Origin of the sequence: Thiomicrorhabdus sp. 6S3-12, assembly GCF_017571475.1 — a bacterium.
In the GTDB taxonomy this organism is placed as follows: Bacteria; Pseudomonadota; Gammaproteobacteria; order Thiomicrospirales; family Thiomicrospiraceae; genus Thiomicrorhabdus.
Genome location: NZ_JAGETW010000001.1, coordinates 369,051 through 393,987, shown reverse-complemented (window position 1 = coordinate 393,987; position 24,937 = coordinate 369,051). Strand labels below are relative to the sequence as shown.

At 48.5% G+C, this 24,937-nt stretch carries 26 protein-coding genes; 23 read left to right on the top strand and 3 right to left on the bottom strand.

The window, feature by feature from the left end; translation table 11 throughout:
- Positions 1–262: 262 nt before the first annotated feature.
- The 8 genes from J3999_RS01900 to J3999_RS01865 all read left to right on the top strand — a co-directional run bounded on the left by J3999_RS01900 (position 263) and on the right by J3999_RS01865 (position 9,057).
- On the top strand, positions 263–1,189 hold the full coding sequence (locus J3999_RS01900) for a LysR family transcriptional regulator (protein ID WP_208126294.1): 927 nt from the start codon (positions 263–265) through the stop codon (positions 1,187–1,189).
- A 77-nt stretch (positions 1,190–1,266) separates the two neighbouring features.
- Positions 1,267–2,211, top strand: a complete 945-nt coding sequence (locus J3999_RS01895) for a LysR substrate-binding domain-containing protein (RefSeq protein ID WP_173286405.1) — start codon at positions 1,267–1,269, stop codon at positions 2,209–2,211.
- Between the two features lie 388 nt (positions 2,212–2,599).
- Complete coding sequence (locus J3999_RS01890; RefSeq protein ID WP_173286403.1) at positions 2,600–4,000, top strand: ribulose-bisphosphate carboxylase; 1,401 nt, start codon at positions 2,600–2,602, stop codon at positions 3,998–4,000.
- Positions 4,001–4,265: 265 nt separating this feature from the next.
- On the top strand, positions 4,266–5,066 hold the full coding sequence (locus J3999_RS01885) for a CbbQ/NirQ/NorQ/GpvN family protein (protein WP_208126293.1): 801 nt from the start codon (positions 4,266–4,268) through the stop codon (positions 5,064–5,066).
- Positions 5,067–5,250: 184 nt separating this feature from the next.
- Entirely contained in the window at positions 5,251–7,515 is a 2,265-nt protein-coding gene (locus J3999_RS01880; protein ID WP_208126292.1) for a nitric oxide reductase activation protein NorD, read from the top strand.
- A gap of 11 nt (positions 7,516–7,526) precedes the next feature.
- Complete coding sequence (locus J3999_RS01875; RefSeq protein WP_208126291.1) at positions 7,527–7,961, top strand: hypothetical protein; 435 nt, start codon at positions 7,527–7,529, stop codon at positions 7,959–7,961.
- A 196-nt stretch (positions 7,962–8,157) separates the two neighbouring features.
- The gene (locus J3999_RS01870; RefSeq protein ID WP_208126290.1) at positions 8,158–8,391 is read left to right on the top strand and encodes a hypothetical protein; all 234 of its coding nucleotides are present in this window, start codon (positions 8,158–8,160) and stop codon (positions 8,389–8,391) included.
- Positions 8,392–8,403: 12 nt separating this feature from the next.
- The gene (locus tag J3999_RS01865; protein WP_208126289.1) at positions 8,404–9,057 is read left to right on the top strand and encodes a carbonic anhydrase; all 654 of its coding nucleotides are present in this window, start codon (positions 8,404–8,406) and stop codon (positions 9,055–9,057) included.
- A 26-nt stretch (positions 9,058–9,083) separates the two neighbouring features.
- On the opposite strand, the gene bioD is transcribed toward J3999_RS01865, so the two are convergent.
- The 3 genes from bioD to J3999_RS01850 form a co-directional block, all read right to left on the bottom strand.
- On the bottom strand, positions 9,084–9,740 hold the full coding sequence (gene bioD / locus J3999_RS01860) for a dethiobiotin synthase (RefSeq protein WP_208126288.1): 657 nt from the start codon (positions 9,738–9,740) through the stop codon (positions 9,084–9,086).
- Positions 9,741–9,846: 106 nt separating this feature from the next.
- The gene (locus J3999_RS01855) at positions 9,847–10,737 is read right to left on the bottom strand and encodes a phosphoribosylaminoimidazolesuccinocarboxamide synthase (RefSeq protein WP_208126287.1); all 891 of its coding nucleotides are present in this window, start codon (positions 10,735–10,737) and stop codon (positions 9,847–9,849) included.
- Between the two features lie 28 nt (positions 10,738–10,765).
- Positions 10,766–11,254 carry a phosphate-starvation-inducible protein PsiE gene (locus tag J3999_RS01850; protein WP_208126286.1) on the bottom strand — a complete coding sequence of 163 codons (489 nt, stop codon included), beginning with the start codon at positions 11,252–11,254 and terminating at the stop codon, positions 10,766–10,768.
- Positions 11,255–11,381: 127 nt separating this feature from the next.
- Between J3999_RS01850 and rpe the strand changes: the two genes are divergently transcribed.
- The 15 genes from rpe (at position 11,382) to J3999_RS01775 (ending at position 24,906) form a co-directional block, all read left to right on the top strand.
- Positions 11,382–12,086, top strand: a complete 705-nt coding sequence (gene rpe / locus J3999_RS01845) for a ribulose-phosphate 3-epimerase (protein ID WP_208126285.1) — start codon at positions 11,382–11,384, stop codon at positions 12,084–12,086.
- A gap of 145 nt (positions 12,087–12,231) precedes the next feature.
- Entirely contained in the window at positions 12,232–12,909 is a 678-nt protein-coding gene (locus tag J3999_RS01840; protein ID WP_208126284.1) for a phosphoglycolate phosphatase, read from the top strand.
- Positions 12,910–13,150: 241 nt separating this feature from the next.
- Complete coding sequence (trpE, locus tag J3999_RS01835; protein WP_208126283.1) at positions 13,151–14,653, top strand: anthranilate synthase component I; 1,503 nt, start codon at positions 13,151–13,153, stop codon at positions 14,651–14,653.
- 42 nt (positions 14,654–14,695) lie between these two features.
- Positions 14,696–15,283 (top strand): aminodeoxychorismate/anthranilate synthase component II, encoded by a 588-nt coding sequence (locus J3999_RS01830; protein ID WP_208126282.1) that lies wholly within the window; start codon positions 14,696–14,698, stop codon positions 15,281–15,283.
- Between the two features lie 150 nt (positions 15,284–15,433).
- Entirely contained in the window at positions 15,434–16,453 is a 1,020-nt protein-coding gene (trpD, locus tag J3999_RS01825; protein WP_208126281.1) for an anthranilate phosphoribosyltransferase, read from the top strand.
- Positions 16,454–16,593: 140 nt separating this feature from the next.
- Positions 16,594–17,313, top strand: coding sequence for a VIT family protein (locus tag J3999_RS01820; RefSeq protein WP_208126280.1), 720 nt, complete (start codon positions 16,594–16,596; stop codon positions 17,311–17,313).
- Between the two features lie 62 nt (positions 17,314–17,375).
- Positions 17,376–17,753, top strand: a complete 378-nt coding sequence (locus J3999_RS01815; protein WP_208126279.1) for a YbaN family protein — start codon at positions 17,376–17,378, stop codon at positions 17,751–17,753.
- A gap of 383 nt (positions 17,754–18,136) precedes the next feature.
- A complete protein-coding gene (locus J3999_RS01810; RefSeq protein ID WP_208126278.1) occupies positions 18,137–19,552 on the top strand; it encodes a form I ribulose bisphosphate carboxylase large subunit in 1,416 nt (471 codons plus the stop codon).
- 47 nt (positions 19,553–19,599) lie between these two features.
- Positions 19,600–19,941, top strand: a complete 342-nt coding sequence (locus tag J3999_RS01805) for a ribulose bisphosphate carboxylase small subunit (protein WP_173286371.1) — start codon at positions 19,600–19,602, stop codon at positions 19,939–19,941.
- A gap of 66 nt (positions 19,942–20,007) precedes the next feature.
- On the top strand, positions 20,008–22,071 hold the full coding sequence (locus J3999_RS01800) for a CsoS2 family carboxysome shell protein (protein WP_208126277.1): 2,064 nt from the start codon (positions 20,008–20,010) through the stop codon (positions 22,069–22,071).
- Positions 22,072–22,179: 108 nt separating this feature from the next.
- Entirely contained in the window at positions 22,180–23,682 is a 1,503-nt protein-coding gene (locus J3999_RS01795) for a carboxysome shell carbonic anhydrase (protein ID WP_243755237.1), read from the top strand.
- Between the two features lie 11 nt (positions 23,683–23,693).
- On the top strand, positions 23,694–23,969 hold the full coding sequence (locus J3999_RS01790) for a carboxysome peptide A (RefSeq protein ID WP_243755236.1): 276 nt from the start codon (positions 23,694–23,696) through the stop codon (positions 23,967–23,969).
- A complete protein-coding gene (locus J3999_RS01785; RefSeq protein WP_173286366.1) occupies positions 23,950–24,204 on the top strand; it encodes a carboxysome peptide B in 255 nt (84 codons plus the stop codon). Before J3999_RS01790 ends, J3999_RS01785 begins: the two co-directional genes overlap by 20 nt.
- 35 nt (positions 24,205–24,239) lie before the next feature.
- Complete coding sequence (locus tag J3999_RS01780) at positions 24,240–24,530, top strand: BMC domain-containing protein (RefSeq protein ID WP_173286364.1); 291 nt, start codon at positions 24,240–24,242, stop codon at positions 24,528–24,530.
- A gap of 85 nt (positions 24,531–24,615) precedes the next feature.
- Positions 24,616–24,906: a BMC domain-containing protein gene (locus J3999_RS01775; RefSeq protein WP_208126275.1), complete on the top strand. Its 291-nt coding sequence runs from the start codon at positions 24,616–24,618 to the stop codon at positions 24,904–24,906.
- Positions 24,907–24,937 lie beyond the last annotated feature (31 nt).

The window sequence follows — 24,937 nt, the reverse complement described above, 5'->3', positions numbered from 1 at the left end:
ATATTATGGGTATCAATAATATTAATGAATTTGATAATCATTAATTTTTGTGATGCCCTTAGCTAAATAAAATTTGATGAGCTCGGCTGATAAAATTCGGAGAACTTCTCGGCTTCTTTGTGCCCGTCAAATTTCGTTGAAAGCTATGTTATGAAAAATCAAATTTTTTTTCGCACATGCTTTGTTATAGTGTAAATAAACAAATGTTTATGGAACTGGCGGAAAGCCTGATAAGAGTAAAGGTCATGCTTGGAGTAGGTTTATGCAAAATTTGCACATTACCGCGCAACAAATAAGAATTTTTGAAGCGGTAGTCCGTTTAGGGAGTTATACCCGGGCTGCGGAAGAGTTAAATTTAACCCAACCGGCTGTATCAATCCAGATAAAAAGACTGGAAGAGAACAATGACGTCAAGCTGATCGAAGTGGTCGGCAAGAAACTTTATCTGACGCCGCCCGGCGAACAGATGTATAAAAGCTGTCAGAAAATCCTCGAAGAGTTGCAGGAGCTGAATGTTTCGATCAAGTCCGCACAGAACTCCATCGAAGGTGAGCTGAGAATTGCTGTTGTGACCCCGGCAAAATATTTTATGCCGTATATTTTGAAGGCGTTTCTGAATCGTTTTCCGGATGTGCGTCCTTCGGTGACGGTCATCAATCGGCGTCGCATTATCGACGAGCTGAAGAATAATCAGTACGACTTGTCGATTATGGGACGGGTTCCCGAAGAGTTGAAGATGGAAGCCTTCCCTTTCTTCGAAAGCGAACTGGTCGTAGTTGCGCACCCGAGCCACCCGCTGGCCAAGCAGAAGAATATTGCGATTGAAGATATTGCCAATGAGCGCTTCCTGATGCGTGAAGTCGGTTCGGGTATTCGTTCTTCGGTGGTTGAGAAATTCGGTGAGCACGGCGTGCATATCGAACCTTATATGGAACTGGGCAGTACCGAGTCAATGAAACAGGCGGTAATGGCCGATCTGGGGATTTCCATCCTGCCCAAGCAGGCCATCCGCATTGAGGTTAAATACGGTCATCTGGTGGTTCTGGATGTACAGGGATTCCCGGTGATTCGAGACTGGTATTGCGCCAAGATGAAAGACAAAACACTGATGCCTCAGGCTCAAGCGTTTGCCGACTTTTTGCAGAGTGTGGATATTAAGAAGCTGTTGGCGATGTCCGATACGCGTTAAGTTATTTACGATGCTTCACACCTTCAGGCGGGGCGCAGTACAATAAGCTTCTCTCTTATTGAATTTGCGTTTCCATTATGCCTGAAAAAATCTCCCTTCTAGCCCGTAATGCGACCCTGCGCCAGTTGCAGGTTTTCGAAAGTATTGCCCGCCATCACAGCTTTTCCAAAGCGGCTGAGGAGTTGCACTTGACCCAGCCGACCGTCTCCATGCAGGTCAAAAAGCTGGTCGAAGTCCTTGAAACGCCCTTATTTGAACAGATTGGCCGTAAAGTCTATCTGACCGATGCCGGTCAGGTTTTGTACGATTGCGCCAGCATTATTCTTAATCAACTCTCTTTTGCCGAGCAGAAGATTAATCATATCAAGGGCTTTTCCGGGGGGAGCGTTAAGTTATCGGTCATCTCTACCGCGCAGTATTTCGTGCCGAAAGTGGTGCATGATTTCACCCAGGCTTATCCGGATGTTACGGTTATTATGCGTGTCGGCAATAAGGAAACCTTGCTTGAGCGTATTGCTAACAATAAAGACGACTTCTATCTGTTGGGTCAGCCGCCGGAAGCCTTGAATGTCGAGTCCTCGCAGCTGGCTATCAATCCTTTGGCGTTTGTTGCCAACAGCAAGCATCCGCTTGTCGGCAAGAAATTGACCATTGCAGATCTTGAAGATGAGCCTTTTTTGATGCGGGAAACCGGCTCGGGTATTCGCGCGCATATCGAAAAGGTCTTCGAAGAGTTTGGCTTTCAGCCGCATATCAAGATGGTATTGGGCGGGAACGAGGCGATCCGCCTCGGGCTTTTGCAAAATCTGGGGATTACCGTGGCTTCGGTACCGACTTTGATGAATGAAATCAATCAGGGTGAGATATCCATTCTCGATGTCGAAGGCTTTCCGATTAATCGCCACTGGTATCTGGTCTATTCCAAAGGCAAGGTTTTGTCCATCGCTGCCGAAAAGCTGATTGAACTGCTTCGTTCCGAAGGGGAAAAATTAAGTCGCAAAGCGTTTCAGAAACTGGATTGAGATTTAAGCCCTGTCGGTTTTTCTTAATACGGTAAGTTATTGATTAGAATCAAAAAGATAAACGCTTTTCTGTCTCTTTTCGAGTCGTTTGGTTGTGCGTAAAAGATAAATTTATCGCTATAAAAGTGTGCAAAATTGATTGATATCAGTTGTTGCTTCAAGAATGGGTAAAAGTATTGTATTCCGTCAATATATATCAGAATCTGGTATAGATCTAAAGCAATAGGATTAATCAATATTATTGATTGGAAGTTATCGGTTGGATCTTTATAATGGCCTCTCAAGTTTCGGGGTCGGATCAAATTCTAAGAGTTTGATTCGACAAAAATAAAGGATGTTCACTTCGAGCGACTAAGCTCAGGCATCCCTATATATTGAGGTAAGAAAAATGGATCAGTCGAATCGTTACGCTGACTTAACTCTATCAGAAGAAAAATTGATTGCTGATGGTAATCACCTTCTAGTTGCATACCGTCTAAAACCAGCTGCTGGTTACGGTTTCCTTGAAGTAGCTGCTCACGTTGCTGCTGAATCTTCAACTGGTACTAACGTTGAAGTATCTACTACTGATGACTTCACTCGTGGTGTTGACGCTCTAGTATATGAAGTTGACGAAGCTGCGTTTGGTGACAAAGGTGGTCTGATGAAGATCGCTTACCCAGTAGATCTATTCGATCCTAACCTAATCGATGGTCACTACAACGTATCTCACATGTGGTCTCTAATCCTAGGTAACAACCAAGGTATGGGTGACCACGAAGGTCTACGTATGCTTGACTTCCTAGTACCAGAGAAAATGGTTAAGAAATTCGACGGTCCAGCTACTGACATCTCTGACCTATGGCGCGTTCTAGGTCGTCCAGAAGTTGACGGTGGTTACATCGCTGGTACGATCATCAAGCCTAAACTAGGTCTGCGTCCAGAGCCATTCGCGAAAGCATGTTATGACTTCTGGCTTGGTGGTGACTTCATTAAAAACGATGAGCCACAAGCTAACCAGCCTTTCTGCCCAATGGAAACTGTTATTCCTATGGTTGCGGAAACTATGGATCGTGCACAGCAAGAAACTGGTGAAGCTAAGCTTTTCTCAGCTAACGTAACTGCTGACTTCCACGAAGAAATGATCAAGCGTGGTGAGTACATCCTAGGTGAATTCGCTAAGTACGGTAACGAAAAACACGTTGCTTTCCTTGTTGACGGTTTCGTAACTGGTCCAGCTGGTGTTACTACTGCACGTCGTAACTTCCCTGATACTTACCTACACTTCCACCGCGCAGGTCACGGTGCGTTGACTTCTTATAAGTCACCTATGGGTATGGATCCACTATGTTACATGAAGTTAGCTCGTCTAATGGGTGCTTCTGGTATCCACACTGGTACTATGGGTTACGGTAAAATGGAAGGTCACGGTGATGAGCGCGTACTAGCTTACATGCTTGAGCGTGACGAGTGTCAAGGTCACTACTTCTATCAGAAGTGGTACGGCATGAAGCCTACTACTCCAATCATCTCTGGTGGTATGAACGCGCTACGTCTACCTGGTTTCTTCGAAAACCTAGGTCACGGTAACGTAATCAACACTTGTGGTGGTGGTTCATTCGGTCACATCGACAGCCCTGCTGCTGGTGGTACTTCACTAGGTCAAGCATATGAGTGCTGGAAAACTGGTGCAGACCCAATCGAATACGCTAAAGAGCACCCAGAATTCGCTCGTGCGTTCGAATCATTCCCTGGTGATGCTGACAAGCTATTCCCAGATTGGCGTGAGAAACTAGGTGTACATAAATAATCTAAGTGTATAAACACTTGTTTATGTGAACCTATAAAAAACCCTGCTCTTGAGCAGGGTTTTTTGTAAATTTTACGTACTGATTTCACATCAAAAAAGTTGTAATGAAGTAGCTTCGATTTAAGCCTTTTTAGGTAAGAATCTTAGGGAGTTTCGAAGAATTTTCTGGGGTTGCAGGGCTTAAATTCAAATTACTTTAATTTCATTTCTGTCTGCTTTCAGGCAAAAATTTCTGTTTTTATCTACTAGTTTTCGGGGAACTAACATGGATATTTCACAATACAAAATTGATAACGAACCATTTTATGATGCTCAATCGAACGAAATTGAGTTATACGAAGCGGCTTACGATGCTCGTCTGCCAGTTATGGTAAAAGGGCCTACCGGGTGTGGTAAATCGCGTTTTGTCGAGCACATGGCGTGGAAATTGGGCAAGCCGATCATCACGGTTTCCTGTAACGAAGATATCACCGCTTCCGACCTTGTCGGTCGTTACCTGCTGGACGCTAACGGTACTCGTTGGGTTGACGGGCCTCTGACTATGGCTGCGCGTTACGGTGCAATCTGTTACCTGGATGAGATCGTAGAAGCGCGTCAGGATACGATGGTTGTTATCCACGCGCTGACTGACCACCGTCGTGAACTATCGCTAGATAAAAAAGGTGAGCTGATCAAAGCACACCCTGATTTCCAGTTGGTTATCTCTTATAACCCGGGTTATCAGTTGCTAATGAAAGATCTTAAGCAATCGACTAAACAGCGTTTCTGTGCGTTGGATTTCGATTACGCAGATCCAGAAACCGAGGCGCACATCCTGCAAAAAGAGGGTGGTGTTGATGATGCGACGGCTAAGAAACTGGTGCAGATCGGTGAAACCGCTCGTAACCTGAAAGGTCACGGTCTGGATGAAGGTATCTCTACTCGTCTAATGGTTTACGCGGCAACGCTGATCAACAAAGGTATCACTCCGGTTGAAGCTTGTAAGATGGCTTTGGTTCGTCCAATTACCGATGACGCTGATATCCGCGAGACCCTAGACAACGCAATCGAAATGATTTTCGGCTAATCATCATTGAGCTCTATCGCTTTTGGCGCTGTGCTGTATTGATTTCGGTCCTGTACCTTTTGTACACACCCTCAACCCGCTTTGCACAGCACCCAAAATCGAGAACCTCAATCTGATGATTATTCTTTCTAAAATTGTTTTTAGAAGGGATGTTTTTCAACTGAACGAATGAGAACGTTTAAGTATGAATGAAGAATTGTTTGCCGAATATCAGGAAAAGTTTACCTGTAAGTTTCCTAAAGCAGTTGAGCTCTTTCCGGAGCTGATCGAATATGCGGTTTCCAAGCTGTCGCAGGAAGGGGTCGAGGCGTATTTAGAAGGTGCGAACTTCTTATGTAAAATCGGGCAGGGTGTCGAGCCGGTCTTGGTTTATATGGAAGTGATGCCCGATATCGCGTCGCACTTCGGTAAGGGAACTAACAAAATGGTTGCCGACTACGCTTATCTAATGGCGCGTAGTCCGAATAAAAAAGCGTTGGTTCCTTTTTTATCGACCTTAGGTCACGTTTGTCGTCGTATTGACCGCATTGAAGATTTACAGCTGTATTTCGATATTATCGATGAGTTTGTCGATAAAACCCAGACTGTCATCCATGGGCATCATTCAATTCATGAAAGTCCGGGTATGGTGTCGTTAATGAACTCCATGCCGCAACTTATTTCTAAGTTGTGTCTAAATGGTATTCGTAACTTTATCGATTACGGAGCGCGTAACTATCTAAATGCGCCTGATGAGCAGATCGCTTATTTTGAGTTGGAATCGCACGATGCGAAATCGATTATCACCCGTGAGCGTAAAGGGACTACCTTTAAAGACGTCGAGCGTCACATGGATATGCTCAAAGAGTGTATGTGGGATTGTGAGCTACCGTTCCAGACTTTTGCAACTGCGTTTGACCAGTTGCGTAAGCCGGTTCCTTATCTGGATGACGACATTATTGCTGTACCGGATGTGTATGATGCTGAAAATGGTGTTTCGGGAACGGATCGTTACCGCGCAACCATTGCGCATATGATGGCGCACAAAAAGTGGTCTGGTCAGTTAATGGCAGATAACTATGCTCCGCATATGCAGCTGTTTATCTCGGTATTTGAGGATTGTCGTGTTGAACACTTGGCGATTCAACGCTACCCGGGTCTGAAAAAGCTGTTCCTGTCGCTACACCCTTATCCTGAAAAAGGGGCGTGTGATGATAAGAAAATGTCGTGTCTGCGTTACCGTGCAACGCGTATGTCGCGTGCGCTTTTGGATGAGAGCTTTGATCCGCAAAATGAATTGCTGGAAAGCTTCCGCGAGCGTTTCCATAAGGTCATGGCCGAGAAAGGTGAAGAGTCAACCACTGCGGATATGGCGGAGCTGGGTATCGATTTCTATGTGAAGACACGTAAGCAGTCTTCGGATAGCCAGCCAACGGTATTCTTTGACGATACCGAAGTTTCTTACCGCGACGATAACCGTTATATCTGGTTCTACTACGAAGAGTATGATGAGTCGGACGAAATTATGCCGAACGAGTATGAGAACGAAGAGCCGAAAATTGCCGATGACGGTGGTCTTCCGCCACGTCATTATGATGAGTGGGACTACATTTCAGAAAGCTACCGTCCAGATTGGACGACGGTTTATGAGCGTCTTCACCCTTCGAAAGATGCCGCTAAGATTGACCGCTTGATGGAAAAACACAGTGATTTGGCGAATCGCTTGAAGAAGATGATTGAAGCACTGAAACCGCAGAACAAAAAACGTATCCGTTTCCAAGAGGAAGGGGAAGAGTTGGATTTGGATATTGCGCTGCGTTCGATTATCGACTTTAAGAGTGGTCAAGCACCGGATCCGCGTATCAACTACAGCCACACGACCGATAGCCGTAATATCGCGGTGACCCTGTTGGTGGATACCTCGCAATCTTTGAATGAACGTAATGATCAAACGGGTCAGACCTTGCTGGAGCTTTCGGAAGAAGCACTAGCGATTACCGCTTGGACGGTAGATCAGTTGGGTGATAAGTTCGCGATTGCCGGTTTCTGTTCCGATACGCGTCATGAAGTACGTTATCAACACATTAAAGGCTTCTCTGAGCGTTATTGTGACGAGGTTAAGGCGCGTATTGCCGGTATGGAAGCCTCTTACTCAACGCGTATGGGGTCTGCGATGCGTCATGCGGCACATTATCTGGAAGCGCAACAGGCTGAGAAGAAACTGATGTTGATTCTTACCGATGGTGAGCCGGCGGATATCGATGCCAAAGACCCGCAAACGTTAATTCAAGATACTCGTAAAGCGGTTGAAGAGTTGCAGAGTCAGGGTATCTACTCTTACTGTATTACGGTTGACCCGAAAGCGGATGAGTATGTAGCGGATATCTTTGGTAATCAATATACGGTTATTGACCATGTTGATAAATTACCGGAACTGCTCCCGCAAGTATTTATGAAGCTAACAGCGTAAGAGGTGTGTTCGTGAAATCGACCATTACAGTTCGTTCAAAATTTGATTTTCGTGGTGAAAGCTTTTGCTATGAAGGTGAGATCGCATTGCCGGATTCGTTTGGTGATTTTGACCTGTTTTTGGAACAGCTGCCGCATCGCCTTGCCAAGCTAAATGATTTAACGACCCTCTCTTATAAGTTTGAGATGTTGGAATCAAGCGAGATTGAAGTTATTAAATTTCAGTCAAAGATTGAGTCCAGCATCACGGACTTGCCAATGCGAGTTGACCGGTTTCTTGAGTTATACGAAGAGATCGGGCCTGACGCGCATCTTGCCGTGATTGCCGAAGAGCATCAACTTGATCTTCAGGCCAGTCCGCAATTGGCTAAAGCGCTTAAGGAAGCTTACCTGTTGGGAAATCGACATAAGCCAAAAGAGAAACCTCAGGCGACGACCTGGTGGTAATCGGTTCGAAGCAGGTTTCTTGACCAATGCGACGCTTCAGTGTGTAATAGCGAACATTAGAGAAAGATGATTGTCTATGGATGATCCGTCTTTGTCATGAATATTGCTATAGCACGGCGATTGAAAAAGTGCCCGTAAATTTATTTACGGGCCTTTTTTATATCTGTGTTTCCCACAAATTCCAAAGAGGTTCTCAATGTGCCTGATTATTGTTGCCTTGATGATGATATTGCTTTACGGCCTTTCCGGAGAGCTTGAAAGTCTGATACTCAGCGAGTCGTTCGACGGCAAGCTTGTTCAGATAGCACAGGGCTGGGAAGTTCTTGGGGTGTTGTGGCAGGCCGGAGCCTTTGCTTTTTTATCGGGCGTGCTGGCCGTGTTATTGATTATGAAACTGTTTGCCGTTCGGGGCGGGAACGACGCGAAATAGGAGTGAAAAGGGATGTGCGAGAAGTGTGACTGCGACCAAAAGATTCAGGATCTTCTGGACAGAAATGAATCTTGGGTACAACAGGTAAATCAGGAGCGCCCGGGCTTTTTCCAGAGTCTGGTTGCGCAGCAGAATCCTGAATATCTGTGGATAGGTTGCTCCGATAGTCGAGTGCCGGCGAATGAGCTGGTCAAGATGGATCCGGGGACGATTTTCGTTCATCGTAATATTGCAAACCTGATCAATTCGAGTGATATGAACGCTTTGAGTGTTATTCAGTATGCCGTTGAAGTCCTTAAGGTTAAGCATATTATTGTCAATGGCCACTACGGTTGCGGTGGGGTCGCAGCAGCGATGAAGCCGGGCAACCCTGATCTGATTGACCACTGGGTTCGTCCGATTCGCAAGTATTACCAGAGAGCCAAGGAGACCTTGGATCTGTTGCCGGAATCGGAAAGAATCGATCGTTTGTGCGAAATCAATGTCGTCGAGCAAGTGCGCAATATCTGTCATGTTCCGGCGGTGAGAAAGGCTTGGGAGAATGGCCAGGAATTGGCTGTTCACGGGTTTATCTACGCAATTAAAGACGGTCGTCTGCATAACCTGAACGTCAGTGTCGGCAGTCTGGAAGAGGCGGATAAAATGCTCTTAAGACTTGAAGATTGATTGAGTCCGTCTCGCAGGCGGTGTTTTTACATCGAGTCCAATAAAACGGCCAGTTGTTCTAAAAAGAGCGGCTGGCCGTTTTTTTGATGGGAGACCATTATTTTCGGTACTTTGAGATAAGGCTCAATGTCTGATGTAAAGTCGTTGCCGGGCTCGGGTTGATTGATAATTACCGCCGCCAAAGAGAGACCGCGGTTCAGGATCGCTTCTTGACTGAGCAGAATCTGGTTGATGGTGCCGAGACGATTGGCGGCGACCAGAATAACCGGAAGCTGTAAGGTTTCTGCCAGATCGGCATTCAGACCGTCGCTGCTTAAGGGCGAATACCAGCCGCCGGCGCCCTCGACCAGTTGCAGATGTGTCTCCGGAACGGCACAGTCATCGGCAAGTTGTCGCGTTGTTAGGGTGATTCCGGCCTGAAGTAAAGCCTGATGCGGGGAGATCGGCGGTTCAAAGCGATTCGGGCAGATGGTCACCATAGACTCTCTTTCTTGTATCGCTTTATAGTAGGCAAGCGCATCTTCGCTCAGAAGCGAACCGTCGCTTTGCGGAATGCACCCCGAGGCGATCGGTTTGCGCGGAGAGACCGGATGACCGAGCTCGCTTAAAGTGTAAGCAATGCTGGCGCCGATAAAGGTTTTACCGACATCGGTGTCGGTGCCGGTGATAAAAAAACCGGTCATAAAAAACTATTCCGAAAGGCAAATTCTTTGTTAAAAACCTCTTCCAAATGCTCATTTACTATTTGTAAACAGCGCTTTGTCATCAGTTTTTGCCTTATCCGTACCATTACAGATTCTCAGTCAGACGCGCCTGCGCTTCCTGGTATTTCTCGAATGTGCGTTTGACCACGTCGTCCGGAAGTTCCGGTGCCGTTTGCGGATTTCTGTCCCAATCCAGAGAGTCCAGATAGTCGCGGATATACTGTTTATCGAAACTCGGCGGGTTTGAACCGACCGCATAACTCGATGCTGGCCAGAAACGTGAGCTATCCGGAGTCAACGCTTCGTCGATCAGGTGAATAACGCCGTTTTCGTCTTCACCGAACTCGAATTTGGTGTCGGCGATAATAATCCCGCGCTCCAATGCGAAGTCTGCGGCAAACTGGTACAGCTTCAGAGCAATTTCCTTAACCTGCTGGGATTTCTCTTCGCCCATGATTTTGACTAGTTGTTCAAAGCTGATATTTTCGTCATGGTCACCCTGTTCCGCCTTGGTCGAAGGGGTAAATAACGGTTCAGGCAGTTTGTCGGCCTGCTGCAGATCCGCCGGCAGAGCGATGCCGCAAACGCTTTGGGTCTGCTGGTACTCTTTCCAGCCGGAACCGACCAGATAGCCGCGAACAATCGCTTCGACTGGCAGTGGTTTAAGTTTTTTGACGATCATGCCGCGCCCGTCGAGCTGGATCAATTCGTCCGCAGTCAGATAGTCCGCCAGACTCTTATCGGTGACCAGCTGATTCGGCACGATTGATTCGGTTTTCTTCATCCAGAATTGCGCAGTTTCGGTCAGGATTCGGCCTTTGCCCGGAATCGGTGTCGGAAGAATCGCATCATAGGCCGATATGCGGTCGGTCGTTACGATCAGCATGTGCTGTTTATCGATATCGTAGATGTCTCTGACTTTACCCTTGCCGATAAGTGGAAGGCTGGTTAGGTTTGACTCATAAAGTGCGTGCATATTCAGTCCTAAATAAAATGAAACTTTATTAATCGTCTTTTTTGCGATTCATGACGTAAGGGAATTGAATGTGACCATATCTCAAGACCAGTACTGCGAAGGACAGTAAAGTAATGGTTCCGGCGATAGCGATCATTTCCCATTCGGTGAGTGATTTCAGATCCAGTATCAGCAGTCGCGCAAGAGCGACAATGGCGATATAGATCGGGAAACGGATCGGCAGTTTACCCGATTTCAGGTAAATTCCAACCATCGCCAGAACTTCAAGGTATAAGAACAGCAAAAGCAGGTCGCCCAGGGTGACTTCACCGGCCTGAGCCATTTGATACACTTCCGTCATACCGGCAAATATCGTCGCAATCGCAATGACCAGCAGGCCGAAGTATTCGGCGACATGGATGATTCCGCTGAGAACTCTGTCTTGGATGGGACGACGATCCGTCGGTTTGTTGCTATGCGCGAAATTCTGTTGGTCTGTTTTTTTGTCGGATTCTTGATGAATTTCGTAGTCGGACATGTATCGGCTCCTTGGCTGCCAAAAGCCTGAGATAAAGCTTATTCCGGCAAAGATTTTTTGCCATTTTAATGGATACTGTTAAAATGCACGAATTATTTTTAAACATTTAATAAATAGGTGCTAAAAGATGGCAAAGCAAGAAAACTGGATCGCTCCTTCAATCCTATCTGCAGATTTTGCTCAGCTGGGTAAAGATGTAAAAGACGTGATTGCGGCGGGCGCAGACGTGGTCCACTTTGATGTAATGGATAACCATTACGTTCCTAACCTGACCATCGGTCCTCTAGTTTGTGAATCCTTGAAAAAGTTCATGGATAACGAAGGTGTTAAAGCGCCAATCGACGTTCACCTTATGGTTAAGCCGGTTGATCAGATGATCAACGATTTCGGTAACGCCGGTGCAGATTACATTACTTTCCACCCGGAAGCTTCCGAGCATATCGACCGTTCTTTGCAGCTGATCAAAAGTCAGGGACTGAAAGCGGGTCTGGTTTTCAACCCAGCGACGCCTCTGAGCTATCTTGAGCACGTTATGGATAAAATCGATATGATTCTGATCATGTCGGTTAACCCTGGTTTCGGTGGTCAGGCGTTTATCGAACAGGCGCTGGAAAAACTGCGTCAGGCGCGTCAGCTGATCGACGCTTCCGGTCGTGATATCCGTTTGGAAATCGACGGTGGTGTTAAAGCGGATAATATCGCGGAAGTTGCAGCGGCCGGCTGTGATACCTTCGTTTCGGGTTCTGGTATCTTCGGTAACGCAAATGCAAATGATGCAAACCGTTATGACACGATTATTAAGCAGATGCGAGATGAACTTGCAAAGGCTTAATTCTAATCAAAATATTGACTAGACCTCCAAACGCTGGCGTTTGTCACCTCTGGTGCCCGCCGGCGTTTTGTCGTTTTAGAAAGTGGTTTTAGTCAATGCTGTCGGCTTGTCTGAACCGCTTGGAATATAAGAAGAGATACAATAAATGGAAAAATTTAAACCGGGCTTTGTGCTAATAGATTTAGATGGAACCTTGATCGACAGTGTGCCGGATCTGGCGTACTGCGTAGACGAAATGATGAAGCAGCTGGGTATGCCGGTGCGTGGTGAAGATGCTGTACGTAACTGGGTCGGAAACGGTGTTCAGCGCCTGACCGAACGCGCATTGATTAACTCGGTTGACGGCATGCCGGATCAGGAACTGATGGATAAGGCGTACCCGATTTTCCTGGAACTTTACAAAGAGAACACTTCCCAGCGCAGCTGCGTTTACGACGGCGTAGTTGAAGGGATCGAGTGGATGAAAGCGCAGGGATATCGTGTTGCCTGTGTGACCAACAAAGCAGAAGCTTTCACGATTCCTCTACTGAAAGACAAAGGTCTGTACGATTACTTTGAAGTGGTGGTTTCCGGCGATACCTGTGCCGAGAAAAAACCGCACCCAATGCCGTTGCTGTACGCAGCGGAACAGTTGGGCGTCGAACCGGAAAATGCCTTGATGATCGGTGATTCTCGTTCCGACGTTAAAGCGGCGCGTGCGGCTGGTTTCCATATCTTCTGCATGACCTACGGTTACAACCACGGCGAAGATATCCGCGACTACAACCCGGATGTCGTAATGGACTCTTTTGTTGAGCTGAAAGACTATCTGGAAGCGAAATAAAACCCGTTAAGGCCGATGACGGTGAATAACGAAAAACCGTCATCGGCTTTTTTAAGAGACAATTAAACGATGAATGCTTTGCTTTCTTTTTTTAAAACATTGATCCTTCAGTTGTTTCGACCTGTGACCTGTTCGTTAGGCGGAATCTACCGCTACTGGCAGTTTCAGCGCTGGTTAAAACAGGACTCGAAAAAACGTTAAACCCCCGTAACTTCGTAATTTCAAATCAAGGCAGATTTTCATGGACCCAGCCGTTTTTGCTACCCTTGCCCAACAAGGCTACAACCGTGCTCCGCTAATGCGGACGGTGTTGTCGGATTTTGATACTCCTCTGAGTGTTTATCATAAGCTTGCCAAAGGTGCCTACTCGTACCTTCTGGAATCGGTGCAGGGCGGAGAAAAGTGGGGTCGCTATTCGATTATCGGCTTGCCTTGCCGCAAGCGAATAGAGGTTCACGGTCAACAGATTTCCGAATACGACGGTGAGACCCTGCTGCAACAACAGGTTGCAGACGATCCGCTGGCCTGGATCGAAGCTTATCAGAACCGTTTCAAAGTGTTGCATAAGCCGGATATGCCGGCCTTTACCGGCGGTCTGGTCGGCTATTTCGGCTACGATACCGTGCGTTATATCGAACCGCGTCTGGCACAGTCTACGCCGGAGAAGGACGATATCGGCGCCGCCGATATTCTGCTGATGGTTTCCGAAGAGCTGGTGGTTTTCGATAACCTGAGCGGACAGGTGCATGTTATTGTGCATGCCGACCTGACGCAGGCAAACGCCTATGATACGGCCTTGGCACGTCTGGATGATATCTGCGAGCAGCTTTCGTCGCCGCAGGCGATGCCGAAAGACCTGCCGAGCGATGTACAGATCGAAGAAGCAGATTTTAAATCCAGTTTCGGTGAGCAGAGCTTTAAAGACGCGGTGCAGAAAATTCAGGACTATATTCTTGCCGGCGACGCCATGCAGGTGGTCATTTCCCAGCAGATGTCGGTCGATTTCAAAGAAAGCCCGATGGATCTGTATCGTGCGCTGCGCCATTTGAATCCTTCCCCATATATGTTCTATCTCGATTTGGGCGATACTTACGTGGTTGGTTCTTCACCGGAGATTCTGGTACGTCTTGAAGACGATATCGTCACGGTGCGTCCGATTGCCGGAACCCGCCGCCGTGGTGCTACCGAAGAGAAAGATCTGGCGCTGGAAAAAGACCTGCTGAGCGATCCGAAAGAGATTGCCGAGCATTTGATGCTGATCGATCTGGGGCGAAATGACGTCGGCCGTATCGCGCAGATCGGGTCGGTTGAACTGACCGAGAAGATGGTCGTGGAACGCTATTCGCATGTCATGCATATCGTGTCCAACGTGAACGGTAAAATCAAACCGGGTATGAGTTCAATGGATGCTTTGCGTGCCACTTTCCCGGCGGGAACGCTTTCCGGCGCGCCGAAAATTCGCGCAATGGAAATCATTGATGAGCTGGAACCGGTCAAGCGCGGCATTTATGGCGGAGCCGTCGGCTATCTGGGCTGGAACGGAAATATGGATACCGCCATTGCCATCCGAACCGCGGTCATTAAGGACAACCGATTGTTTGTGCAGGCCGGTGCCGGCGTGGTGTCCGATTCCGTACCGCAATCGGAGTGGGACGAGACAATGAACAAAGGACGGGCGATTTTCCGTGCCGTTCAGTTTGTGACGGAAGGGCTGCAAACTGCCAATCCGAACCAGCATAAATAATCAAGCACAGCGCTTATCGAAAAAGACAGAGATTAAGACACCATGTTGTTAATGATTGATAACTACGACTCCTTTACCTATAACCTGGTTCAGTATTTCGGCGAGCTGGGGCAACAGGTTGAGGTGTATCGTAACGACCAGATCGATCTGGAAACCATTAAAACCCTGAACCCGCAATATCTGGTAATTTCGCCGGGGCCTTGTACGCCGACTGAAGCCGGCGTGTCCGTTGAGGCGATTAAACATTTTGCCGGACAAATTCCGATTATGGGCGTTTGTCTCGGTCACCAGTCGATCGGTCAGGCCTTCGGCGGTAAGATTGTGCGCGCCAAGCAGGTCATGCACGGCAAAACGTCACCGGTTTTTCATAAGGATGCCGGTATGTTTGCGGGGTTGCCGAATCCGGTGGAGACCACCCGTTACCACTCGCTGGTAATCGAGAAAGAGACCTTGCCGGAGTGTCTGGAAGTGACCGCCTGGACGCAGGATGAAGACGGTAATTTCGATGAGATTATGGGCGTGCGTCATAAAGAGTTGCCGATTGAAGGCGTGCAGTTTCATCCTGAGTCGATCCTGACCGATCAGGGTCATCAGATGTTAAAGAATTTCCTCGAACAAAACGCCAGTTAAGGCTGGGCAAGCTGTTCCGAGATTTGTAAACTCGGCTTTGGCATCCCGCGTCGCTCTATAGACCGCTTCCGTATGGTCGTGCGCCTTGTCGAAAATTTTGGTTAGCTTTAAACCGCTTGCCGGGCCTTTTTAGATTCAAAAGGATAAAAAATGGATTTAACAGTCGCTTTGGAAAAACTTCTCAACCGTCAGGATCTGAGTGCAGATGAGATGCGTTCGGTGATGCAGCAGCTGATGACGGGACAGGCGCATGATGCGCAGATCGGCGCAATTCTTGCCGCTTTGCGAATGAAGAGTGAAACCGTAACCGAGATGACTGCAGCGGTTGAAGTCATGCGCGAGCTGGCCTCGGCGGTTGAGGTTAAAGACAAAACGCATCTGGTCGATACCTGCGGAACCGGCGGCGACGGCGCCAATACGTTTAATATCTCCACCGCCAGCGCTTTTGTGGTCTCTGCGGCAGGCGCAACGGTTGCCAAACACGGTAACCGCTCGTTTTCCAGTAAATCGGGCAGCGCAGATGTTTTGGAAGCGGCCGGCGTAAATTTAGCGTTGGAAGTCGAACATGTTGCCGAATGTATTGATGAACTGGGTATCGGTTTTATGTTCGCGCCGGCGCATCACAGCGCAATGAAGCATGTCATCGGTGCGCGTAAGGCGATGGGTGTGCGTACTCTTTTCAATATGCTCGGGCCTTTGACCAATCCGGCGGGAGCTCCCTATCAGGTAATCGGTGTCTTCAATAAGGCACTGGGTCCGGTCTTTGCCGAAGTGTTGAAAAACCTGGGATCCAAACATGTAATGATTGTTGCTGCCGATGACGGTCTGGATGAAATTTCGGTCGCGGCTAAGACTTATGTTGCCGAATTGAAAGACGGCGAGATCACAGAGTGGGAAATTGATCCGAGCGACTACGACATGGATCATGTTGATTTGCGCGACTTGTCGGTGGAATCGGCTCTGGAAAGCCTGAATATTATTCGTGCCGCTTTCGCCAATAGCGACGGTGCGGCCAAAGATATTATCTGCCTGAATGCCGGGGCTTCAATCTATGTCTCCGGACTGACGGAAACCTATGCTGAGGGCGTTCAGCTGGCGCGTAAAGTGATTGTTGATGGCCGTGCGCAGCAAAAGCTAAACGACTTTGTCGCCAAAACTCAGGCCTTTTAACACAGCAGGCATTCGTCGGCTTGGCCGGGAACGGCAAGTCGTAATGAAGTGATTTACCAAAGAGATCGGGGCAATGTCACGAACATTGATTTCCGGCTCTGACCGATGATTATCCCGTACAAGAGTTTCCGGAGGCGCGAATGGGTCACTTTACCGAAGAGATGTTAGACGAACATCTGAGCAATAAACACTACAGTCACCGTATGGGATGGCTGCGTGCTGCTGTCTTGGGTGCCAATGACGGTATTATCTCCGTCGTCAGTATTCTGGTTGGGGTGATTGCCGCCGGCTCAAGTAAGGAAGATATTCTGCTGGTGGGCATTGCGGCTCTGGTGGCCGGAGCCTTGTCGATGGCCGCGGGCGAATATGTGTCGGTCAGCTCTCAGTCCGATACCGAAAAAGCCGATTTGGAAATTGAACGCAAAGCGCTGGAAGAGGACTGGGAAACCGAAATGGCCGAGCTGGCGCTGATCTATCGGGAAAGAGGGGTGACCCCGGAAACCGCGCATCAGGTCGCTAAAGAATTGATGGCGCACGATGCGCTCGGTGCCCATGCCCGAGACGAACTGGGGTTGTCGGAAATTCATACCGCCCGTCCATTGCAAGCGGCGTTCGCTTCGGCGGCTTCTTTTATCTCAGGCGCTGGGATCCCGGTACTACTGGTGGCGCTGCTTCCTATGCAGAACTTAGGGTATATCGTTGCTGCCAGTTCCTTATTGCTGTTAACCATTCTGGGGGCTATCGCCGCCAGAACCGGTGGTGCGGATATGGTGAAAGGGGGATTGCGCGTTTTGATCTGGGGGGCGGTTGCCATGGCGGTTACGACCGGTGTCGGTCTGGTATTCGGCGTCGCCGGTTAGGTCGAGCGCGGACGCCTTGCTTTTAGAGGGCGATGAAAGCACCTTCATAAACGATTCAATCAATGAAAAAACCACTCTGTTTTACCGTCGGCAGCCTTGCATTCAGCTTGGGATTTGTCGGTATCTTTCTGCCGTTATTGCCGACGACGCCCTTTATGATACTGGCGGCCGGTTGCTTTGCCAAAAGTTCACCACGTTTTCATCAAGCGCTCATCAATAACCGCTGGATCGGTGCCGATCTGCGGCGCTGGGAGCGTGAAGGCACCATGTCCAGAGCGACTAAAAAACGCGCGACCTGGGTCATTATCGCCACTTTTTCTATCTCGATAGCCATTCTCTACGACCGCCATTGGTTGCAACTGATGTTGCTTGGCCTTGCTGCCGTTCTGCTGTTCTTTTTATGGCGTGTTCCTGAAAACCGGTCCTCTGTGAATTCTTAATATCTTGCGATGGCCGAAGTTAAATCGGTCGCGCCTTCTTGCTTAGTATTTTTACGCAAATTCACCTTTCTTAAACGATTTTCCAGTTTCGGTAAATCGCATCTTTTTACGGTTATTAATACGGAAATCATCCGGTAAAAAATCGTTATAAAACCTAACAAAAGAAAAATATTTTGCTCTCTAATGGTGCAGGAAAGTCATTTTTGACTTTTTTCCGAAAAATAAAAATTCCTTTTATATCAATGATTTATTTGTTTTTAAGGCGATGTATATAGAGTTCTCTCAATCTTAAGTATCGTTTCTTTCAATTAGTCAATAGGTCACTTTATTTCCTAAGATTGCACTCGAATTTACTTCAACTCCAAAAACCAAGGAGAGCATTAATGGCTAATAAAACGTTTAACGCTGGTGTACAGGATTACCAGCTGACTTATTGGACTCCAGACTACACTCCACTGGATACAGACCTACTTGCTTGTTTCAAAGTAGTACCGCAAGAAGGTGTACCACGTGAAGAAGCGGCGGCTGCCGTTGCGGCTGAATCATCAACGGGTACCTGGACAACTGTTTGGACTGACCTGTTGACTGACATGGAATTTTATAAAGGTCGTGCTTACCGTATCGAAGACGTACCGGGTGATAAGAACGCATTCTACGCTTTTATCGCGTACCCACTAGACCTTTTCGAAGAAGGTTCGGTTGTAAACGTACTAACTTCTTTGGTTGGTAACGTATTCGGGTTTAAAGCGGTTCGTTCTCTTCGTCTGGAAGATCTGCGTTTCCCAATGGCATTCATCAAAACTTGCGGTGGGCCACCATCAGGGATTCAGGTAGAGCGTGACAAGCTTAACAAATACGGTCGTCCGATGTTGGGTTGTACTATCAAGCCTAAGTTGGGTCTATCTGCTAAGAACTACGGTCGTGCGGTATATGAGTGTCTTCGCGGCGGTCTGGATTTGACCAAAGATGATGAAAACATCAACTCTCAGCCGTTCCAGCGCTGGAGAGATCGTTTTGAATTCGTAGCCGAAGCGGTTGATAAAGCGACTGCCGAAACGGGTGAGCGTAAAGGGCACTACCTGAACGTTACCGCCGGTACGGTTGAAGAGATGATGAAACGTGCCGAGTTCGCTAAAGAACTAGGTCAACCAATCATCATGCACGACTTCCTGACTGCTGGTTTCACTGCGAACACTACGCTGGCTAACTGGTGTCGTGAGAACGGAATGCTTCTTCACATTCACCGTGCAATGCACGCGGTAATCGACCGTAACCCGCTACACGGTATTCACTTCCGCGTACTGGCTAAGTGTCTGCGTCTGTCTGGTGGTGACCACCTGCACACCGGTACGGTTGTTGGTAAGTTGGAAGGTGACCGTGCGTCAACGCTAGGTTTCGTTGACCAGCTACGTGAGTCATTCGTTCCTGAAGACCGTTCACGTGGTGTTTTCTTCGATCAGGATTGGGGTTCAATGCCAGGTGTTATGGCGGTTGCTTCCGGTGGTATCCACGTATGGCACATGCCGGCACTGGTAAACATCTTCGGTGATGATTCTGTACTTCAGTTCGGTGGTGGTACGCAAGGTCACCCAGGCGGTAACGCAGCGGGTGCGGCAGCTAACCGTGTTGCGCTTGAAGCTTGTGTTAAAGCGCGTAACGAAGGTCGTGACCTGGAACGTGAAGGTGGAGATATCCTGCGTGACGCGGCTCGTAACAGCAAAGAATTGGCCGTCGCTCTGGAAACTTGGAAAGAGATCAAGTTTGAGTTCGACACCGTTGACAAATTGGATGTGGGCTAATTAGCCACGCTTATTTGAATCAATCCTAACAATTTAAGGAGATAGAGATGTCAATCCAAACTGATGATTACCGTACTAAATCGACGCTAGAAACTTTCGGTTTCCTTCCTGAGTTCACGGCTGATGAAATCTACGACCAGATCGTATACATCATTAACCAGGGTTGGAACTGTTCAATCGAACACGAAGATCCGGCAAATACTTCAGCGCATTACTGGGGTATGTGGAAGCTTCCAATGTTCGGTGAGCGTGATCCGAACGCAGTATTGGCTGAAATCGACCAGTGTCGTTCAGCTTACCCAAATCACGTTATCCGTCTGATCGGTTACGACAACTACACTCAGTGCCAAGGGCACAACTTCGTAGTTTACCGTCCTCGCGGAATGTAATTTGCGGCATTAGCCATAAATTAACGAGTGATTTAAGAGTCAGAAAGACGAATAGGAGGCTTTAGCATGAGTACAAGTAATGCTCAAAGCGGTCGAGCTGCAGCGGTTGCACGTCGTAAAGCTCAGGTACAAGGAAAAGGTTCGCAAGCGGCAGCTGCTCCGGCAGTACCGCGTCGCCGACAGCGTCCGGAACCTGTAGTTGAGACGGCAGTCGAGCCGGTTGCCACAACTTCTACTTCATCTGAACCGTCTCGTCGTCCTCGTCGTGGAGTAAATCCGGTTGCCGCTGCTGACACAGCATCGGCGGCTGGCCGCAACGCGGCTAAGGCACGCAGACAGCAGCAGAAGAATGGGAAGAGTGCAACTTCAGCAAATACGACTCAACCTCAAAGAACAAGAGCGCAACGTAAACCCGTTGAGCCGATTGTAGAGGCCAAGCAAGAAAGAACTGAAACGATTGCGCCAGCACCACGCGCAGAACGTGCAAGTAACGGTCGAGCGCAAGTGAAACCGCAAGCGAATCAAGTTCAATCCGGCGGACGTCTGCAGTCAAAAGCGTATCGTCAAGCACAGGCTAAAGGTAAGGCTGCGCAAGATGCATTCAAGTCAAAAGGCGGCAACCAATCGGGTGCCAAAGCCAAATTGGCTAACCCGGATGCATCCGCTCGCGATATTGCCAAGCAAGTACGTGCAGAAAGATGTTCACGCGGCAAGACTTGTTCGACTGGTACGACCCGTCCAACGCGTCAGCAACGCAACAGTCAAACTGCGGCGCCCTCTAAAGTAGAGGAATCGCAGACCCTGAGTGGTCAGACTGTTTCAGGCACGATGGTAGGTCAGGGCGAAAAAAAGATGACAGGCGCTGAAACCGGTGCATGTCAATTGGTCAGCGGAACCGAATATCTAGGTTCTGAAGAGTTTGCAAAAAACTGCCAGACTCAGCCAAGCGCCCAGCCGGCAAAAGTAACGCAAACGCAAACAACTCGCGGCCAGATTGTAAGCGGTTCAACCAAGGTTGGACGCGGTGAAAGCATGACCGGCAATGAAGTAGGGACTTGTTCAGCGATTACAGGTACAGAGTATCTGCCGGCTGATCAAAGCCAGATGTATTGCGGTGGCGAGCCTGCAAAAGCTAAGAAAACCGGGTTTTCGGTAATGTCTCAGCCGGCGCAGAGTAAGGCAAACAAGATTACCAGCGGCGGCGAAAACCGCAGCTCGCAATCAACAACAATTAAACCAAAGACTCCTGCACAGGCGCCAAAAAAAGTGATGCCTTCGCAGACGTCTCTCGGTAACACCACGACAGGTACCCAGGTAGGGCGACTTGAAGCGGTCACCGGGAGTGAAAAGGGAGCGTGTAAATCCGTAACGGGAACCGGCTATCAAGGGATGGAAGAAGCTGAGGCGTGTGACGTCGAAATGCCGAAACCAGCCATTAAAGTGACAGCCTCTGCGACGACTCGTGGACAGTCAATTACCGGTGAACGTAGCGGTGGCTCGATTGGAATGACTGGCGCGGAAGCAGGTGACTGCCAAGCGGTAACTGGTACGCCCTATACCGGTGCCGAACAGTCGCAACTGTGTTCAGTCGATCAACAAAATGAGATGAAAGTGCGTCAGCGTCAAGGCGCTAACAAAGCTGTCTCAGGTGTTCAACCTGGATTACAGGGGCTGACTGGAGCACAAAAAGGGGCTTGCCAGCTGGTATCCGGTACGAACTATCAGGGTCCTGAGCAAACGGCCATGGTATGTGACTCCAACAATGCGGCGATTCCAGGTGAATCGGATTTTCCGCAGATGATGGGCGCAGCACAGGCTCCAGTTCAGGCTCAGCCAATAGCTCCGGCTATGGCACAAGCTGCACCTATGCCGACTGTTGAAGAAGCAGTCGAACAAGGCGCAAAAATTACCGGCGACGGTTGGGATCGCGGAAGCAAAGTCACTGGTACCGAAGGTCCATGGGCTGCGCAACGCAACTCATCAGTTCGCGGTCAAAGAGGGCAATCTCCTATGGGAGCCAGCCAGTTCCGACCACAGAACAGTGAGGTTCCTATGAGCCCGATTACAGGCTCTTCAGGTAATACCGATACGGGGGCGAAAGTAACTTTATCAGGTGGTGCCAGAGCTTAACTTTAATACTAAAAAATGGGTGTTGTGATGAATCGAAATAAAAAGAGTCATCGTCAAAGGTCATTGTTTTGGAGGCCGATTACGCCCCCTAAGCGTTCACAACCGGAGATGCCAATCGCTCATGGTGTTTCCGGGGAGAGCTTAGGCAGTAAGAAGCAAACCAATACAAGAGAGTCTCTCTCAGCGCTGATGACAGGCGCCCATGCTTTAGTTGACGAGAGACAAAACCAGCTGCTTCGGCAGTATGAAGTGGAAATAAAAGCGCGGTTCGATGAAATCGAAACGACCTTAAAAGACATTTTATTACAACGTGGACAGAACGGTTTTATCGGTTGGGCAAACCAACAGCTGTATGCAAAGCTGGGTGTGACCTTAACAGATCAGGATTGGCAGGCGGGATTGAATATGCAATTTCAGACTGGCTTCCAGGAACTGTATGCGAAAACCCTCTTTGCACAATTTTTAAGAATGTCGCAAGAGTTCTTTAACAACGATCCCCTCGCGGGACAACGGACACAAGAAGCTGAGCAACTCTTTCGAGAAGCTGGGTTTCATGCAGTAGGTATCGCGCCATGTGCAGACGGACGTCTTGCCCATATCGTGAGCTACGTACTCAGACTGCCTTACGCGGCGGTGCGAAGAAAGGCCCATGCGGGATCACTCTTCGATATCAGCGAAAGCGTTCGAAACTGGGTATTTATTGAACATACGCGTTTTAGAGACGGCAAGCCGAATTCGGCTGACGAACCGACGCGTTATTTGAAGATAGCGGTATATCACTTTTCAAAGGCTGATCCAACTCATCAGGGTTGTGCAGCACACGGCAGTGATGACCACAAAGCAGCGAAAGCCGCTTTACAGAAATTACAGGACTTCAGACAGGCGATTGAAAACCGCTTCGGTTGTGGCTCAACGGTACAGACCATCCTGTTAGGGCTCAATACCGACGACGACAGCATGAAGGTGCATATTCCTGATGGCAACGGCGAGATCGATTTGCAGCGTTATGTGGAAACCGATCAGCTCTATCAGGCAACCATGGACCTGTCTGAAGACGAAGCAAATGAACTTTTGCAAACAGCGATTAGCAGCTGTAACCAGCTAATGAGAGCTTCGGCTCCACAGCCGGGAGTCATGAAATTGATTCGCTGGCTGATCAGCAACAATTTTTCGCAGATTGCCTATGTCAATCAATATGAAAACGGTTGCTACAGTGACTTGGGACATGCCGAACGATTTATCGGAATCGGTAATGGATTTGAAGAGGTACAGCTGCGTAATCTGACCTACTACAGCTTCCTCGACACGGTTGAAGAAGGGGTCAATGACGTAGATGTGGGTATCAAGATCTTTAAAGGTCTGAATATCAAGCGCCTGCTACCGATTCCAATCATTATCCGTTGCGATTACGACGGACGGGTTCCGGGGTCAAAAGACCGCGCGCGGGCGAAGGCTTTGCGCATAGAGAAGGCTCTGCGTAGCCGCTATCAGGAACTGGCGGAGTCAGGTTTATTGCAAACCATGGCGACTCTGCGAGATTTCACTGACAGCAAGCCAGCGGAGTTGGTGGCAAAAGAGATGGATTCTGCATTAAAACGTAGAACCGCTTAGAAAGGAGGTAAATGGTGAAAATTTATAAAGTCGATAAGACCCTCGTTTCAACTAACCGTATTGCCATGATGGAGCATAAGCCTCTTCTGGTAGTACGCGAAAAGGATGGCGGTACACCTCAGGTTGCAGTAGACCCGGTAGGGTGCAAACCAGGGGATTGGGTTCTTTGTTGTGGTAGTTCGGCAGCGCGTGATGCGACCGGGGTTAAAGGTTATCCAAGTGACCTGACCATCGTTGGAATTATCGACAAATGGGAAGGGCCTGAGGATGCAAATACTACAAGTTAGGCAACAACTGGTTTTAACCAGCCGGTTAGACGATATGGGGCATCTGCCTATCAAAGTTCTAACCACTGCATCGGGTGAAGTCTTTGTGGCGATGGATCCGATCGGAACGAAAAACGGCGACTGGGTTTTTACCATCGCCAACTCTGCAGCACGAGATGCGGCAGGCGATAAGCGATATTTAACAGATTTAACGGTTGGGGGCATCATCGATGACTGGCAACCAGATCAAATGTAAGTTTTAAAAAAGTAGCAACTCAAAGGAGATTAGTTATGAGTGATTACGGTATTGCGCTAGGTATGATCGAAACGCGTGGTTTGGTTCCAGCGATTGAAGCGGCTGATGCGATGACTAAAGCAGCGGAAGTACGTCTGGTATCTCGCGAGTTCGTCGGCGGCGGTTACGTTACGGTTATGGTTCGCGGCGAGACAGGTGCGGTAAACGCAGCGGTTCGTGCCGGAGCAGACGCTTGTGAACGTGTTGGTGACGGTCTGGTTGCGGCGCACATCATTGCACGTCCGCACAAAGAAGTTGAGCCGGTTCTAACAGTAGAAAGCAAATAATTTTTGAATCGCTTCGAAGCTTTTTCGAAGCGATTAACCAAAACAATCAAATAAGTTATTAAACATCCCTTTAAGGAGAAAAGTTATGAGTGATTACGGTATTGCACTAGGAATGATCGAGACGCGTGGTTTGGTTCCAGCGATTGAAGCGGCTGATGCGATGACTAAAGCAGCAGAAGTACGCCTGGTATCTCGCGAGTTCGTCGGCGGCGGTTACGTTACGGTTATGGTTCGTGGTGAGACGGGTGCGGTAAACGCAGCGGTTCGTGCCGGTGCAGATGCTTGTGAGCGTGTTGGTGACGGTCTGGTTGCGGCGCACATCATTGCACGCCCGCACAAAGAAGTTGAACCGGTTCTGACTGTAGAGCAGAAATAATTTTAAATCGCGCAAGGTTCCATAACGGGCT

Coding starts and splice junctions, on each gene's coding strand:
- J3999_RS01900 (WP_208126294.1), top strand. CDS start 263: ATGCAAAATTTGCACATTACCGCGCAACAAATAAGAATTTTTGAAGCG.
- J3999_RS01895 (WP_173286405.1), top strand. CDS start 1,267: ATGCCTGAAAAAATCTCCCTTCTAGCCCGTAATGCGACCCTGCGCCAG.
- J3999_RS01890 (WP_173286403.1), top strand. CDS start 2,600: ATGGATCAGTCGAATCGTTACGCTGACTTAACTCTATCAGAAGAAAAA.
- J3999_RS01885 (WP_208126293.1), top strand. CDS start 4,266: ATGGATATTTCACAATACAAAATTGATAACGAACCATTTTATGATGCT.
- J3999_RS01880 (WP_208126292.1), top strand. CDS start 5,251: ATGAATGAAGAATTGTTTGCCGAATATCAGGAAAAGTTTACCTGTAAG.
- J3999_RS01870 (WP_208126290.1), top strand. CDS start 8,158: ATGTGCCTGATTATTGTTGCCTTGATGATGATATTGCTTTACGGCCTT.
- J3999_RS01865 (WP_208126289.1), top strand. CDS start 8,404: ATGTGCGAGAAGTGTGACTGCGACCAAAAGATTCAGGATCTTCTGGAC.
- bioD (WP_208126288.1), bottom strand. CDS start 9,740: ATGACCGGTTTTTTTATCACCGGCACCGACACCGATGTCGGTAAAACC.
- J3999_RS01855 (WP_208126287.1), bottom strand. CDS start 10,737: ATGCACGCACTTTATGAGTCAAACCTAACCAGCCTTCCACTTATCGGC.
- J3999_RS01850 (WP_208126286.1), bottom strand. CDS start 11,254: ATGTCCGACTACGAAATTCATCAAGAATCCGACAAAAAAACAGACCAA.
- rpe (WP_208126285.1), top strand. CDS start 11,382: ATGGCAAAGCAAGAAAACTGGATCGCTCCTTCAATCCTATCTGCAGAT.
- J3999_RS01840 (WP_208126284.1), top strand. CDS start 12,232: ATGGAAAAATTTAAACCGGGCTTTGTGCTAATAGATTTAGATGGAACC.
- trpE (WP_208126283.1), top strand. CDS start 13,151: ATGGACCCAGCCGTTTTTGCTACCCTTGCCCAACAAGGCTACAACCGT.
- J3999_RS01830 (WP_208126282.1), top strand. CDS start 14,696: ATGTTGTTAATGATTGATAACTACGACTCCTTTACCTATAACCTGGTT.
- trpD (WP_208126281.1), top strand. CDS start 15,434: ATGGATTTAACAGTCGCTTTGGAAAAACTTCTCAACCGTCAGGATCTG.
- J3999_RS01820 (WP_208126280.1), top strand. CDS start 16,594: ATGGGTCACTTTACCGAAGAGATGTTAGACGAACATCTGAGCAATAAA.
- J3999_RS01815 (WP_208126279.1), top strand. CDS start 17,376: ATGAAAAAACCACTCTGTTTTACCGTCGGCAGCCTTGCATTCAGCTTG.
- J3999_RS01810 (WP_208126278.1), top strand. CDS start 18,137: ATGGCTAATAAAACGTTTAACGCTGGTGTACAGGATTACCAGCTGACT.
- J3999_RS01805 (WP_173286371.1), top strand. CDS start 19,600: ATGTCAATCCAAACTGATGATTACCGTACTAAATCGACGCTAGAAACT.
- J3999_RS01800 (WP_208126277.1), top strand. CDS start 20,008: ATGAGTACAAGTAATGCTCAAAGCGGTCGAGCTGCAGCGGTTGCACGT.
- J3999_RS01795 (WP_243755237.1), top strand. CDS start 22,180: ATGCCAATCGCTCATGGTGTTTCCGGGGAGAGCTTAGGCAGTAAGAAG.
- J3999_RS01790 (WP_243755236.1), top strand. CDS start 23,694: ATGGTGAAAATTTATAAAGTCGATAAGACCCTCGTTTCAACTAACCGT.
- J3999_RS01785 (WP_173286366.1), top strand. CDS start 23,950: ATGCAAATACTACAAGTTAGGCAACAACTGGTTTTAACCAGCCGGTTA.
- J3999_RS01780 (WP_173286364.1), top strand. CDS start 24,240: ATGAGTGATTACGGTATTGCGCTAGGTATGATCGAAACGCGTGGTTTG.
- J3999_RS01775 (WP_208126275.1), top strand. CDS start 24,616: ATGAGTGATTACGGTATTGCACTAGGAATGATCGAGACGCGTGGTTTG.